We start from the raw sequence: 15,068 nt of genomic DNA, 5'->3' as shown, positions 1-15,068 counted from the left end.
TCATTTTTTGATACATTCCCATCCACGGTTTTAGGATTCTCTTTTGTACTGTGTTAGCCGAAAAATTTTATAAATCATAATTCGTTTTTCCTCCACCTGTTTCACCCTTTCTACACCCTAGTTTTACAAAATAAGAGGTCATCAAAACTTATATTTATTACTTTCTGTTATCTCCTCTCTCTTGTTCTATGCATAGTCTATTTGAATTTTTATTAGCTACTAAAAAAATTTACAGGACGATTAAAAAAAGCCAAGTGCATTACACTCGGCTTTATGGTCGATTAAACATTTTTACTTCAGACGTATTAAACTGATGTAGATAGTCTTTAGTAGAAGTATAGCCTGAATTCATGAGTGTTTTCTTTTCTTCTTCTGTGATATCGAAATTAAATGACGGCGTAAAGAATGTATTGATAAATACAGTGCGGGCAGCATCTTCTTTGGTTGTTTTTCCACTCTCATGACCTTTGATCATCGTTTGAGACAAATTCCATGCAAAATGAATAAGAGAATGGCCAATATGATGTTCTGTTGAAGTTGCGATATGTTTTAACATGGCAACCTCGGCCTGGGATTCTAAACGGAAACCTAGTGTTTCTTTGTTGTAGACAATTTCATCTGTAGGATCAAAGAAAGATGCATTGTATTTCGTGTGTAAGCTACTTAGTGTAGAATGATCCTCCATATTGCTTATCAATTTATTAACCTCGTCAATCGTATCTGTGGTCGTGAAGTGTTCTTCCTTATTCACAAAACTTTTCCGATCAAATAAACGAATTGGGTAGTTATCGAGTACACCTCCGTCTACATAATAATCTTTATCCCATTCCACAGATTTAAAAAAGAATGGGATGGACATCGAAATCCGCACAGCAACTACTAACGGGACATCAGGTGTCGTTTCGCGAGAAAACGTACGAAGCTCGTGTGTAGAAACGTTCGTTCCTTGGAAAAACACGTCTTTTCCTGTTTTGTCATACAACTGCTGAAAAGTTGTGTCCTTACTCCCTGTCCACTTTTCAACAATCTTTCCTACCCACTCAGTGAAGAAATCCCCTTTATAGATACCAAAACCATCAAAAAATAAACGAATGTTATCTTGTACAATCGAAAAATCATCATCTTTAAACGCTTTGAAATTCATGTCTTTGTGGATTTTTACAAGATCTGCGAATGGAATAGAAAGACCTAAAAGTAATGCAGTAATCGCTCCTGCTGAAGTACCCCCAAATCGTTGTATTTCTGGTAAAATCCCTTCTTCATTTAGTGCACGGATGGCACCTATATAAGCGCTTCCCTTTACCCCGCCACCTTCAAATACTAAGTTACGAAATGGATATGCCATTATATACCTCCAATAGAGAAATTTTCGATCTGTTATAGTATCGGAATTATATTGAAATATATTCCAAATCTTATTGAAAAGGTTTCATGTCCTCCGATACGTATGGCCAAATTATCTTTATTCAATGGATGAATTGTTTGAAAGAGAAGGAATTTGCTTGGAATGGTAATTTAGTAAGATAGGAAACAGGAAGCGGAGCGCATCTTTGGATACACTGACTAATATCCCCTTTTGAAATTGTATATAACGTAACTTCTTTTCCAATGCATCCTCCTAGTAAAATCACGAGTAAGAAATCAAGGAACAACCTACATTTCATAAAGTCCTCACTCTCTTTAACATGCAATCCAGTAAAATATTTTTTTCAAATACGTAGAAATATGGTTTAACCAGTAATCAATGATCAGGTCTTCTTACCTTAAGTAAACCTAAATCTATTTGTCTCCATACAGAAAGAGATAAATAGTTTTGTTCCTATTCATGAAATAGTACAATATATGCAAAATTACATATCTAATTAATTGCTTTTAATGTTATATTTTAATAGCGATGAATGCTATTATTTCATAAGTTGTCAACAAGCGTTATGTATGTATGAGAAAAAGGAAGGAGCCAAATAGGCCCCTTCCTTTTTCTACTAATTAACTAAATTACTCTCTGGTAAAAATTTAAATAGTAATGCTCATTTACAGGCGTCTCATTATGCATTAAACATGCTAACTTTGCTTGCTGTCGGAAAAATTAAAAACGATAGCATTAAGTTATTAAGAGACAAAAATTCATCAACACGAAGACAGATTTGTCTTGGCTAGATAAATTTGGTGATAAATACAGGAAGTAACTCTTACGATTCAATGATTCTTTTTCCTGCCTTCTACCCTTGCCACTTCTGTTTCATGACTTGTAAATAGAGATCTTCAAACTCGTTAAAATGGACGCGAAAAACACCTAATGTATCGATATAAGCAGAAATCACATCTTTTTCATTAAAATGGATACCTTCCTGTGCTAAGTCATAGCTATCATTAAGGCTGTATAAATCAAAATATTCTTCTTCCCAATACAGGCCTCTATTTACTAGTAATCGAGTAGAGCAAGTAATAGCTTGTTTAATATTCCATTTCTGAGCTACTAACTTTTCATTTAAGACTGAAAGAAGGATGTTTACCGAGGGGTTTTCATCAACTATGCGGCTATATGACAGTAAAGCCGATTCTATATATATCAGCTTTGCTTTAGACATTAAAGATATCTCCATAATTTCATATGGCGGGTGATCATTTGCTTCAATCAACCTATCGCACCATGAAATAACCTCCTCTCTATTCCAAAGTCCGCAGCCTAGTCCTAATGCATACAAGTGGGCTAAAGTTTGATAAGATTTCAATATGGTTCACCTTCAATTTAACTGTATAGTGGTATTGCATTCATTTTGGAAATAATCACGCTTAGTAATAAATATAATAAGCTGCCCAAACGGACAGCTTATTTGCATTAAAAACGCTACACATGAACTTTTGCTTTTTTTCGACGCACAAGCCACCAAACTAAAGATAGCAGTACTAGGGGAAACGGAAATATCTGAATAAACAAAAATACTTCCCAAAAATCGTGTATCGTACTACCAGGGGAATCTGTTGCCATCCCGCCAATAAAAAAAGACAATGGAATGACAAGTATATTTATACCTAAGCTAATCATTAGGAATGATAGATTCTTCTTCCAGATTACTGGTAATGCAGCCGCGATTAATAAAACCAATGCAGTACCCAGTATAAGAAACAGTGCTCCAAATAAAAATACAAAGTATAAAATAGCATTGATTAAAGGTTCCACAATAGCCCTCCTAAGGATTCATTCTATAGAAACACTCATGTTATTTAGAAAGTCAGGATGCTATACCTCTTAGTTGTCTTTCAATTTCTTCATCGCTATAGTCTTCATTTATCTGCTTAGAATACTTAATCTACTTGCTTATATTCTGGACTGCGTTAGGACATATGTTTCTCTTGTACAACCAGCTGGCAAGAAACCCACACTTATCCCTGCTAATACGGTACCTTTAAAGGCTCTGTTCATATTCATTTGCCCCTTTTATCTTTTCGTATTTTTTCTCCATCCATAGACAGTCCATTATGAACGTTTTCATTATAAGTATTGTCTGCTGTTACTGTTTTACTTTCCTTACTATCTGTTTCGGCCCTGATTCTTCTCATTTACCGTTTCAGTATTACGCTTCAATCCGCATTATCATCACATAAAAAGGACATACCTATTCATATATACTCCTTTATTATTTTATATTGAAATAAATAATGGTTCAAAGTTATTTTGTGAAAATTATACAAAAATTAATAATTCATCGATTACCCAACAATAGATAATATGGATAAAGAAAAAATACTAGAGAATATCACATTGTAGTAGTCTCTAGTATCTTTTCATAGTATTTTAGCGGCTATGCAATACGGAGGGATAAAAAAGGACCTCTTACGGAAAGATAAGAGGTCATCAATAAGATAAAAATGTTGTATTTGAAACACGCGAGTTTCTAATTCACATCATAACACAATATATTCATATATTCAATATATACATTTAAGATAAGGAATATTACATCCTTGAAGATTACGGTAAACCAGGAGATAGTGCTGAAAATGAACCTACTTTGCGCAACATTTTCCAAAAAAAGTATGCGGATGTAGCACCTGCTAAGACATTTTGAATAATCTTTGCAGCTGCTACATCAACGGGTAATTTATTGTATTTCCAATCTAGAGAATCAATTGTACAATCCCATACTTTTAAAACTAGTGAAATAGATCTTTTTAATTACATACTTAATTTATTTTTTAATGTCCAATATTTTTCTCCATTAGCTTCAAAAGAGAATTCTACCCATCCATTCGGATCTTCACGATAAATAAAGATGGTTGTTCCAGGAGTTACTGTACCAACTTTATTCTCCTCGACAGCTACATCTGGTCTACTTTTAATTTTTAAATTAAATGGATAAGGTACCTGATAGTAAGTAGCTGATGATACAACATTTGAGCTTGAACCGTCTGCATACATTTTATATGGAATTTCATTAGATAACGCGTCGACATCTAATGTTTCAGGATTCTTTGGTAATTTTTTTGCATATGTATAGTCTTCTACACGAAACGGTTTAATACGTTCCATAATACCCGCAATTTTCTTAGCCCAGCCTTTATCTGATGCATATTTCACGTTCATGCCAGTTAATGTTGACCCGTTATAATACATACCACTTTCTTCTAAATATCTTTCTCGTACATAATTAGCATTATAAGCAATACTATCGCCGTAGCTTGGTAAATATTTCGCATATTTAAACGGATCTCCATCATATGCACGTAGACCGAATAAATTATGTTTTTGATATGCGATTTCTGATTTTCCGTATCCAGATTCTAAAATCGCATGCGCTGCTAAATAATGAGCACTCACGCCATATTGATTTTGCGCATTGATAAAATCTTGCCCATGTCCAACTAAGGGACTATCTGAATGATATTTTGCAATAAAACTATCAATCTCTTGAGCTGTAATTTTCGAAGCCACTGTTAAATTTAAATCTTCATATGAGGTAGCAGTAATAACCTCTTTTTCATCGTTTAAATTTTGTTGTAACATATCTGTTTTTGCAGTAAGTTGAGCAGCTTCAGCACGTGTTATAAATCTATTTGGTTGCCAACCGTTCTCGGTACCATTAGAAATTTTTAAATCTATTAAAATATTGGCATGTTTTTCTCCCCAATGCCCTTTTAAATCTTCAAATCTAACCTGCTCGTTATGATTTGCTGTGCTTTGTAGTTTATATGCATTTACTAGCATGGTAGCCATAGCAGCACGAGTTACTTTTCCGGATGGATTAAAGATTCCATTCCCTTCACCTTTAACAATACCAGCTTTTTCAGCAGCAGCAATATAAGGAGTAGCCCAGTGGTTTTGTGAATCTGTAAAAGATGGTTTTGCATTAGGATCAATTTTTATACCTAAAACTTTTGTCATAATTTTTGTAGCCGAAGCTCTGTCTAAAGAGTCATTTGAACCAAAAGTTCCATCTGGATAACCATTTAATACCTGTTTATCAACTAAATAGTTAACTGATTTATCAGCCCATGTAGGAACATCAGGGAATTTATGAGTATCTGCTAAAATATTAGAAGAATAGGATAATATAGCTCCTGCAAGGATACCTGTTGCAATTAATTTGTGCTTCATTAAAATAAACACCTTTACCATTGTATTTATCAAATTGAGATTTTCTATTTTTATATTTACATGTTTGTAATAATAATAAAATCGTATTATCACGCATTCAATTTGATGTAACGAGTATAGTTACTTATATACACAAGTGTCAATGAAGTTCTTTTACAAAAATACATAATATTTACATGATTTTATAATTGACTTATGTATAAATTTTGTAAAGGACCTTTTGATAGATTTTACCTGAAGAAATCTCTTTAGTTGTTAATTTGCCAATCTTTCTCGTTTACTATTAATCAATTAAAAAAAGAATTTTTTGTTTGAAAATCTTAAGTTGATGGATGTGTGAACGTACCGCTACTAAAATTCTTGCTTTTAATTTATTATTACTGTATTATATTTACGTATCAATATAAGGATTATGGTATATAAAAAGGAATCAAATCTATAAGTAAGATTTAAATCCTTTTCCAATTCAAAAAGATTTTGCCAAAATCTAATATAATTTATGCTTATCTTTTTAGTATGTATCTAGTAAAAACATATTTTTTATCCATAGAATTCTGTTTTCAATGATATGAATTAGTGTTCTAAACAAGGAATCCTACAAAGTGATCTGAAAAACCTGAGAGATATTGTATGTAGTTTGCTCATCTCCAGGTACTACAATAAAGAGCCTTACCTCTCTAGGCAAGACTCTACTAGTTTAGTTGTATACTATTTACATGATAACTAAGAAACAGAAAACATATAACACCAAATAACAGCACCCTATTACTCCTCCTACAGCTAATACCTGTTTAACCCAACTCTTAAATTTTTGATTACTGTAAATCGCTTGCACTCTTTCCATATTTCCTCCTATTAAAGAGAACCCTTAAAGACTCTCACCTCGCTATAGTACCATTAAAAAATGAATAATAGAGATCTAATGTATAAATATGCAATATTGCATACGGAAATGTATTGTTATTATTGTAAGCGCTTACTATAATAAGGTTATAAAGATTTATTACATTTTAATACGAAAAAGAGGAGAGAATAATATGGAAATCGCAATGGCAGTTTTAAAATTTATAGGTGGAGCAATCCCATTAATTCAAGAACTTCTAAAAGCATTTATGTAAATTCACTATTTAGCAATTATTTATAAAAATTATCATACAAATGATCTGTATATCAAAAATGAATTGGCTTACAGATCATTTGCGTGATCAAGGTCCCTTTAACATGGCTAAGGGGCCTTTTTAAAATTTTTAAATAATTAAGGTTACGTCACATCACCCTCAAGTTAGCAAAATAAAATGAAACTTTAACTTGATGGTGATGGGGTAACAGTTGTGATTTAGAGATAAGATCAGATTATACAAAGTTTTGCACGTCAGCGATACCGGAAATAAACTTCGCCTTTAGTAGCAAGAATCTCCAATAAAGATAGTCAACTTACCTATTTAGGAATAGGAGTGTCAATTTAAATGATGCGTTCCAAGGCACTACTCTTCTTCTAAAATAGCGTAATAATATTCATCCCACCATTCATTCCCATGTGGTATACACTTCCTGAAATAGCCTTCTCTTCTCATTCCAATCTTCTCCATTACTCGATATGATGGGGTATTTTGTGGCTGACATGTAGCTATAATCCTATGTAATTTCATTTCCTTAAAGCCATATTTCAATGTAGCTTGTGCTGCTTCAGAAGCATATCCTTTATTGAAATATTTAGGATTGAACACCCAGCCAATCTCATATGTATGCTCACCAAAATATTTATGAAAAACTATATGACCAATCAGAATATCTTTATCAATTAATACTACAGGAAAGTTTTTAGCGTTTTCACCAATGTTTTCATTCACAAAGTTTCTTGTATTTTCTTCAGTAAAAACCCCTTCAGGTATGTATTTCATAACATTGATATCTGATGTATACTCATGAACAGCTTGCCAATCTTTGAACTCAAATTTTCGTATTAATAATCTTTCTGTTTTTATAAACATTTACTTTTCCCCCCTCAAAAAATTGCAACTATATTTAAACTCCACTTTTAAGGTGAAAATACGGGCCAAACAAACTATCTTACAGCTTGACTTTAGAAACTTTAGGGATAATGCTTTGACAAATATATTATATAACAAATATTAACATCCACGGGATTTGTTTTTGAAAATTATGTTAATTAAGAAAGAAAGTAGTTTTTTCTTAGATATTATTGTTAATAACTGATGGTATCATTATATTTCATTCTGCAACTTATTTAGAAAAGCTATGTACATTTCGAAGAAGTTCTTCAATAAGTTTTGTTTTTTCATTTACCTTTGTGGCATATGTGAAATCACCATAACAATATGGATACCTAAAATTATTTTTATTTCCACCACAAGTATACATCGCTGGATTTTGATCAACTTTCATCTTAGAAAATTTTTTGGCCGAATCCTCCGAGTGTTGTTTAACTTCTTGACTAGCAATAAAATCAATATACCCTGGGCCCATATTATAACTTTGAATAATTGTATCCATGCTAACATCCTTGTCCGTTCCATATTTGTACATTTTAGCAAAGTGCTTTACCCCCTGTTCAATGCTCAAGCTTGTCTCTTGAATTTCATTTGGCTTTAATCCAAGTGATTCAGATGACTTCATAGGATCGTTTCCCTCACCTCTACTCTCTTGATACATAATTCCTAATAAAATTGGTGTTTTCTCTCCTAAATTATATTTTTCTAATTCTTTTTTTAAGGTAGACTCATATTGCAATACACGTTTTTCGGTGGCTTGCGCTTTATTTTGTTGAATATTGGTTTTATGATTAAAATATAGCATTCCAAGTATTGTTCCTAAGCCTAAAATACTAATAAGGAACACTTTTATAATTTGTTTTTTACTTGTATCCTTCATATATTCCTCCTCGTATAAGAAATTCAATTTTTCAAAGGTAATTGGTTATATACAAACTATGTAATGAACATCTATCTCCCGCCCTTTTTAGACTCATATATCAATACTTTAAGGTTTCAAGTTTAATATAAAAATTTAAAGATAAGGTAAAGATAAGATAAAGATAAAATAAAGATAAAATAAAGGGTATTTTTAGCGTACTTTAAAAGATATTGCTACAAAGGGATATATGGGACAACTTGTTGATATGAATGGATTTAGTGATAATTGAAAGGTTATTGTACAAGTTATTAATTATGGAGACATCATTCCAGAAGATTTAATCCATCTTTTCAATATGCTTTATATAAAAACCACAACATAACATATAATAAAAAACGGCGAACCCTCCACCTAGGAGAATCCACCATCACAAATAACTGATTATTTCACACCTAGTTTTTTTGCTTTCTTAGGGATCCCGTCTTCCAGCACTTCCTCTCAAGCTGTTACACCTGGAATATGATGTGATTGCATTTGAAACAGGGCTTTGGGAAGCAGCAGCTGTTCAGCAAAATTTTGATAACTCAACCGCTACAGAAGCGATGAAACAATCCTTATACTCTGTATGGAAAACTGAGGAACTTGAACAATTATTTACCTATATGAAAGAACAAAAAGAAAAAGGAAAGCCACTCACATTAGCTGGTTTTGATATGAATTTGTTTTATAAATCTTCATTCCGCTCTTATGCAAAAGAATGGTTGCAAAAAGTAAATCCTGAAGTAAAGAGTGAATTTGATACAGCAGTGTCAGAGTTGATTGAACTGGATAGGTATTACAATAAAAATAAAACATATTTCAAAAATGATATTAGACTTTACGAAGATGCAGCAATACAATTATGTTGGCCCAAATATGATGGATTATCTTCCACAGCGTATCAAAGACCAAATGGACACAATTGGTGTATTTGCGTATAGTGGCAGCAGTTGGGATGATGTTAATGAAGATGTTATTCCTGTACATAATGAACATGAAGAACCAAGCGTTGAAAAAATCATCAGCCCGGTAGGAAGTCCCCATGTTTTCGTTAACTTAAAAGGAGAAAGTAACCGACCAGAAACTTCATGGATGTTTACTCCTACTGCAGCAAGTTATTGGGGAAATAAATTAAAAGAAGAAATCATGATTCCGACAGAACAATATGATGGCATTCTCTGGTTAGAAAAAATATCACCTTCTGTACTGAAGTGAAAAATAAGAGCCTCCAATAAAGTAATGGAGGCTCTTTTCAATTAAGTTAGAATTTGAGGCAAAGACGCTAAGAAAGTCTTTATACTGCTTAATGTTTATTTGTACTCTATAACCATTATTTTGAACAATTTACCATTCCCCTTCAACTTGTACATATGGTCCTATAATCAATTTCCGCCTTTACAAAGAGTCCTGCGGTGTTCATCATGATAAACAGTTAACAAGAATAGCGAAGCAACGGCCTTGGAAATATGAAAATCCGCAAGGACTCGGAAACAATATATTTGGAATGTCTAATAATTCAATTTCATGAAAAGAATGACGGAATCTCGCAGCAATTGCAAATGCCATCACATCCACTCCCAGCTATACGTAAAGCACAATTAGTATATCAATAAGATCTATGTTTCGTGCAGAAATCCCCTTTTTCTCTCCAGACTTATCTACAAGAATAAAAAAGGAAACACAAGATATGTTCCCTTTTCACTATTTGTTTTCTACAATTTTAATTCCAATGTTTCTAGATGCAGAATAGATCCGATCCCTGGCAGGTAGACATCTTCCTCCTTCAGCAGGGATAAGGAAATTTCCGTTTCTACTAGTGACGGAAGATTGCGCACGCCAAATAATAATACTTTTCCCCCTATTGCCCAAATGACGCGGGGTATGCATGGAAATCGTAAGGTTGTTTATGTATGTAATTGTTCCTGTTCTTAAACATTTTAGGGTATCTATTTTTATTATATTTTGCTTTTTTAGTATCTCTTATTTTTATTGTTTGATTGTTATGACTGGCACTTGCTCGGTTTCGGAAATTTCACTGTAACCATAATAAAGTAGAAAAAACAATAAAATAATTGTCCAAATAAATATAAACACTTTGTAACTATACTTCATATGAAAAACCTCATTTTCCCTATATAAGTGAATGTACATACATCCTATAAATCCGATTACATAAATTATCAGATATCTTAGTAGTAGAGAATCATTAAGTATTAGCAATTGTTATTCATAAACATATCCAAGAAATCTTCAAAAAATATCATCTAGACATTTCATAAAAATGCACAGATAATATTTTTACGTTTAGCTAAGTAATGCTTATTATGTAATAAATCTTTATCTCTATTTCACCTTAATGTTTATATGTACAAGAGTCTGTGTAGCAACTAGGCTGTACTTTAAATATGTACTAAATTGTGTGTGGGAAAGGAAGCACATTTTATTTAAAGTTGTTACTTTAAACCCTTTAATTAGTTGGTAGTCTTCTTCATTCAGACAGAAAGGAAATTTAAAGTGTGCACGTATTTTCAACTCAGACTCTTTACTACACACACTCCTATACACATAAAACATCTATACCTTTCGTAACATTAAGGAAACAAAAAGGAAATGACATAGAAATGATTATAATATTTCGCAACAATCTTGTAACACAAATGTAACACAATGCATTTAATCGTACAATACTTTTTTAGCTAATTATCAACAAAGCATTGTTAATGTCGTTCAAATTTAATAATGTTCCCATAGAGTAATACATATTGTTTGTGAAGTGTTTTTTCAAAATATAACGAAACCTACCATGACGGAGGAATGTTAATTCCATTTAAGAATAAATGGATTAATACCTTTCTAGCTTTTGTATCCCAATCATAGTATAGAGAGGATTATGGTTATCCAATAAATGTATGTGACCATATACAAGCTAAGCCTTTTAAATAATTACTGTAACTAAAAAAACAAGTAATTATACTTGTTTTTTTAGTTTACTTTCCAATATCGCAACAGTTTTATGTGCTCTCTTTTCCTGTCTACATTATTGGATGCATATCTTACTAAAGATAGCTTCTTTTTTTATGATTCTATTGAAGTAATTAATTGCTGACGTTCTTTATCTCTATAAATTTTCATTTCATGTTTAAACTCGTAATTTCCTACTTCAAATCTAGCCCATTCCTTACTTGTCCAATATACTACATCTACATTTTCTCTTAAGATTGCAAAACACACATCCACTAATTCATCTTCGTAAAATGGAGCTTCTTTTGCTAATTCAAAAGCAAGCACTTTTGGATCCTTAGTTTTAATTTGAAGTTCCCTAGAGGTTTGCCCCAAATACTGCCATTGCGATGGTATTGATTGAACTTGGGCATCTCCCCTATCTTGAAACTGTGATGGAGAATCATTTGTTGAAGCAAATGTAGGTTTACTTACTCCTATTGCTGTTCCTAAAACAATAGAACCAATAATAAGTTTTTTAATCATTTTTTCAGCCCCTTTAATAATTTTGGATATGCTTCATTTTTATACCACGTTCACAGTCATGTAAATGAAGATAATTTGACATAATTATGCATTTTCTTCGGAAAATGCATATTAATTACGCACCTTAAATTTACTAAAAACAAAATTGTTGGTTAAGGTAAACTTTTTCGTCGTAAGTATACACTTTTTGTATAAAAATTAGTTTTTAAAATATTTGCATACTTATTGATAAAGCTTCCTGCCATTCCTTATTCGAAGCCAATTTATCTCTACCTACTCGCTTCGCATTCCTTGAAGAAGGAACCTTCTTGACTAAAATGATAAAAAAGTTGGGGATTTCCCCAACTTTTTTATACGTTTATTGTCTAATTAATCCTGTAGATGTAACCCGATATGTTCCTGTTTTCCATTCTCAAGGTTAGTTAAAGTCGTGCGTGTTTTTTCCTTTGCTGCTTCCCCTTCTATATGAGTAAATTCTATATAATCTCCCTCTTTTACAGGTACTGTTTGGGTTTCAGCATTTTGTTGTCTATTTCCCATAATTTCCTTATTGTACATAACGCTACCAGATGAGTTCTGGACTTTAATACTTGCATATGTGCTATTGAAATAAGAATGCGGTACACCAGCTTCTAACATTAGCTTTAAAACTTAGATATATTTAATATTTTTTTCACTACTATTATTAATCAAATTATAGTATTTTGTATTAAAATCGTATGATTTAGGACTAAATATAGTGTGAAAATTTCATAAATATGTAGTTTTAGATATTTATGATGAAAGACACACTAAATAACTTAATTGATCACACTATTTGACTCAGAATTGTTTACCAGAAAAACGTTATGTAAACTTTTTATTTGCTGGTACCTTATCATTAGCTAGAAAGAGCCTACTAAAAAAACGTAGATTCCTCTAACGTTAACACCTGCCCAATCCCAGCGTTGTTTACAAGGATATCAAATGTAGTATCACCTATATATTTTTGAAGAGATTGACCATCATTGCATACAATTTATTAATGCCATTAAAAGTACTTAAGTCTGCACTAATCGCAAACGCGGAACCGCCATCTTGTTTAATTTGATCCACTACACTTTCTGCTTCTTCTTTTCTTTTACTATAGTGAACAACGACTAACGCACCAGCCTGTGCCAAATGTAAGGCAATACTTCGGCCTATCCCTCTACTAGCCCCTGTTACTAATGCAATTTTCCCCTTCAATTTATTCATCTCATCATCCCCTTGTTTAAAAAATTCTACTTAGTTATATCACAAGATACCCTTTGAAATGTTGCTCACTAATTTGATATCCATAAAACCAAAAGGCCCACTCATAATTATAAGAGTCGGCCTTTTTACTTCACATATTGCATCCCTAACTGTTATGTACTTTGTATTAAGTATAATAAAGAATCTAGATGGTATTATAGGTAAGCTTAAACTAAAGTCAATTCATATACATTTTGCTTAGAGTTTCTGCATTTAAACAGTTCGTTTAGGCTTCTATGCATATATTCAATAAAATTTCAGCAATGCCTGTATTTTTCATCATTAATATTTTTGTTTCTTAGGCATGAGCATACTTTGAAAAATCCTAAAAACTAGTCGATAATCTTTTAGAATCTAACTTTCCTATAATACTCTTTGCTATTTCTTCAATATTTTCATTTAGAAAGAAATGATTACCTTCAAAAGAATGAAAAGTACACGTTTTACTTGTGTATCGTTCCCATTTTATTACTTGATCATATGTAGTAAATTCATCATTTTCCCCATTAAATATAAGAAAATCAATATCACATGGTTGTGTATTTTTGTCATGAATATACGTCTCAACGATTTTAAAATCTGCTCTTAGAATAGGGAGAAAGATCTCCATTAATTCTTCTGATTGCAGTACCCCAGATGGTGTACCTCCCATTGCAATAACTTCTCTTTTAAATTGTTCGTTAGAAAGATTATGTCGGATATTTTTTATTTTACTATTTGGATGATTTCTACCGGATAAAACAAGAAATTTAGGCAATACGCTTTTAGAATCTTGTATTTTTCTAGCTACTTCATAGGCAATCAAACTTCCCATACTATGCCCAAATAAAATATATGGCGAATCATCTATCTGCATAACGATATTATTATAGACATCATTTACCGCTTCTTCCATACTTCCGTACAAATTTTCTTCAATTCTATATCCTCTACCAGCTAACTCTATCGGCACTATCTCAATATATGGATTAAAGTAATTTTTCCATTTTGCGTAACTAAACGCAGATCCCCCAGCATGTGGAAAACAAAAAAGTTTAGTCTTCTGCATTGATTTTCTCCTTACTTTCAAATTTGTATATATTTTGGCAAATTGTATAAATGTCTTTAATTATTATCTCTTGTGGAAATTCATCTCTTGTTGCACAAACAGATAACTTATAATTTGGATCAATGTTATATTGTTTAAAGTAAAAGTTTTTAGGTATATTCTTGTATGAAATTAAAGTTCGTGACTCTTTTTTTATAGAGAATGAATTTAACGGGATATAAAGTCCTTTTCCAATCGTTTTGATATAACTTTCTTTTAATGTCCATAAATCATAAAAATAATTAATTTGTTCATCAGAATTCATATTAGATATATCATAAAATTCATCCGCTGAAAAAAATTCATGTGCTAATTTAAAAGCCTCTATTTCTGAAACTTTTTCTATATCAATACCCACATTAAAATTAGCAGTAGCACAAACCACCCATTCTCCTGAATGTGACACATTAAAATGAAAGTCAGAAAATTTTTCAACAAAAGGTTTTCCATACTCATTATATCTAAATCTAATTTCTTCATTATTAATTTTATACTTTTGGCAGATTAGAGATCGAATTAGTAAATCTCCTATCAGAGTTCTATTAATGTCGCATGAATTTAATAAACGCTTCATTCGTTCTTTCTTCTCATTTGAAACTAAGTTACTAAGTTGCTTAAGCAAATGACTTTCAATATTCTTTGGTATTTTCACAGCTTGAATTTGTATAATAAATCACTTCCTTTTTTAAAGAATTACTTCATATATGAACG

Annotated in this window: 11 protein-coding genes and 7 pseudogenes; 5 read left to right on the top strand and 13 right to left on the bottom strand. The window is 31.8% G+C overall.

The window, feature by feature from the left end; genetic code table 11:
- Positions 1 to 271: 271 nt before the first annotated feature.
- The 3 genes from V6946_RS12670 to V6946_RS12660 form a co-directional block, all read right to left on the bottom strand.
- A complete protein-coding gene (locus V6946_RS12670) occupies positions 272 to 1,345 on the bottom strand; it encodes a patatin-like phospholipase family protein (RefSeq protein ID WP_000331135.1) in 1,074 nt (357 codons plus the stop codon).
- Positions 1,346 to 2,219: 874 nt separating this feature from the next.
- A complete protein-coding gene (locus V6946_RS12665; protein WP_000844534.1) occupies positions 2,220 to 2,732 on the bottom strand; it encodes a hypothetical protein in 513 nt (170 codons plus the stop codon).
- Between the two features lie 116 nt (positions 2,733 to 2,848).
- Positions 2,849 to 3,181, bottom strand: coding sequence for a hypothetical protein (locus V6946_RS12660; RefSeq protein WP_006920377.1), 333 nt, complete (start codon positions 3,179 to 3,181; stop codon positions 2,849 to 2,851).
- Between the two features lie 778 nt (positions 3,182 to 3,959).
- Here V6946_RS12660 and V6946_RS12655 point away from each other — a divergent pair.
- Positions 3,960 to 4,052, top strand: a pseudogene (locus V6946_RS12655) (peptidase M56); the annotation flags it as partial.
- Here V6946_RS12655 and V6946_RS12650 read toward each other — a convergent pair.
- Positions 4,040 to 4,153, bottom strand: a pseudogene (locus V6946_RS12650) (polysaccharide deacetylase); the annotation flags it as partial. The pseudogenes V6946_RS12655 and V6946_RS12650 sit on opposite strands and share 13 nt — an antisense overlap.
- A 24-nt stretch (positions 4,154 to 4,177) precedes the next feature.
- On the bottom strand, positions 4,178 to 5,596 hold the full coding sequence (locus tag V6946_RS12645; protein ID WP_000680975.1) for an S-layer homology domain-containing protein: 1,419 nt from the start codon (positions 5,594 to 5,596) through the stop codon (positions 4,178 to 4,180).
- Between the two features lie 932 nt (positions 5,597 to 6,528).
- On the opposite strand from V6946_RS12645, the gene V6946_RS12640 reads away from it, so the two are divergent.
- Positions 6,529 to 6,714 carry a hypothetical protein gene (locus V6946_RS12640; protein WP_001987408.1) on the top strand — a complete coding sequence of 62 codons (186 nt, stop codon included), beginning with the start codon at positions 6,529 to 6,531 and terminating at the stop codon, positions 6,712 to 6,714.
- A gap of 366 nt (positions 6,715 to 7,080) precedes the next feature.
- Here V6946_RS12640 and V6946_RS12635 read toward each other — a convergent pair whose 3' ends face one another.
- Both V6946_RS12635 and V6946_RS12630 read right to left on the bottom strand, forming a co-directional pair.
- Positions 7,081 to 7,587, bottom strand: coding sequence for a GNAT family N-acetyltransferase (locus V6946_RS12635; RefSeq protein ID WP_000470146.1), 507 nt, complete (start codon positions 7,585 to 7,587; stop codon positions 7,081 to 7,083).
- Positions 7,588 to 7,840: 253 nt separating this feature from the next.
- Positions 7,841 to 8,488 (bottom strand): lysozyme family protein, encoded by a 648-nt coding sequence (locus V6946_RS12630; protein WP_366981582.1) that lies wholly within the window; start codon positions 8,486 to 8,488, stop codon positions 7,841 to 7,843.
- A gap of 223 nt (positions 8,489 to 8,711) precedes the next feature.
- Here V6946_RS12630 and V6946_RS12625 point away from each other — a divergent pair.
- Both V6946_RS12625 and V6946_RS12620 read left to right on the top strand, forming a co-directional pair.
- A pseudogene (locus tag V6946_RS12625) lies at positions 8,712 to 8,834 on the top strand (vancomycin resistance histidine kinase VanS); the annotation flags it as partial.
- Positions 8,835 to 8,967: 133 nt separating this feature from the next.
- Positions 8,968 to 9,724 (top strand): annotated as a pseudogene (locus tag V6946_RS12620) (erythromycin esterase family protein); the annotation flags it as partial.
- Between the two features lie 204 nt (positions 9,725 to 9,928).
- On the opposite strand, the gene V6946_RS12615 reads toward V6946_RS12620, so the two are convergent.
- Positions 9,929 to 10,075 (bottom strand): hypothetical protein, encoded by a 147-nt coding sequence (locus tag V6946_RS12615; protein WP_006929300.1) that lies wholly within the window; start codon positions 10,073 to 10,075, stop codon positions 9,929 to 9,931.
- Positions 10,076 to 11,299: 1,224 nt separating this feature from the next.
- Here V6946_RS12615 and V6946_RS12610 point away from each other — a divergent pair.
- Positions 11,300 to 11,386: pseudogene (locus V6946_RS12610) on the top strand (DUF2278 domain-containing protein); the annotation flags it as partial.
- Between the two features lie 198 nt (positions 11,387 to 11,584).
- Here V6946_RS12610 and V6946_RS12605 read toward each other — a convergent pair.
- From V6946_RS12605 to V6946_RS12585, 5 genes and pseudogenes are all read right to left on the bottom strand, one after another.
- Positions 11,585 to 11,995 (bottom strand): hypothetical protein, encoded by a 411-nt coding sequence (locus V6946_RS12605; protein WP_006929303.1) that lies wholly within the window; start codon positions 11,993 to 11,995, stop codon positions 11,585 to 11,587.
- Between the two features lie 358 nt (positions 11,996 to 12,353).
- Positions 12,354 to 12,643, bottom strand: a pseudogene (locus V6946_RS12600) (putative mucin/carbohydrate-binding domain-containing protein); the annotation flags it as partial.
- A 259-nt stretch (positions 12,644 to 12,902) separates the two neighbouring features.
- Positions 12,903 to 13,231: pseudogene (locus V6946_RS12595) on the bottom strand (SDR family NAD(P)-dependent oxidoreductase); the annotation flags it as partial.
- A gap of 364 nt (positions 13,232 to 13,595) precedes the next feature.
- Positions 13,596 to 14,318, bottom strand: a complete 723-nt coding sequence (locus V6946_RS12590; protein WP_006918054.1) for a thioesterase II family protein — start codon at positions 14,316 to 14,318, stop codon at positions 13,596 to 13,598.
- Positions 14,305 to 15,009: a 4'-phosphopantetheinyl transferase superfamily protein gene (locus tag V6946_RS12585; RefSeq protein ID WP_042866929.1), complete on the bottom strand. Its 705-nt coding sequence runs from the start codon at positions 15,007 to 15,009 to the stop codon at positions 14,305 to 14,307. Before V6946_RS12585 ends, V6946_RS12590 begins: the two co-directional genes overlap by 14 nt.
- Positions 15,010 to 15,068: the final 59 nt, after the last annotated feature.

This window comes from Bacillus sp. PPSBB_2 (genome assembly GCF_045291115.1).
Classification (GTDB): Bacteria; Bacillota; Bacilli; order Bacillales; family Bacillaceae_G; genus Bacillus_A; species Bacillus_A cereus.
This window is presented reverse-complemented; position numbering and strand designations above follow the sequence as displayed.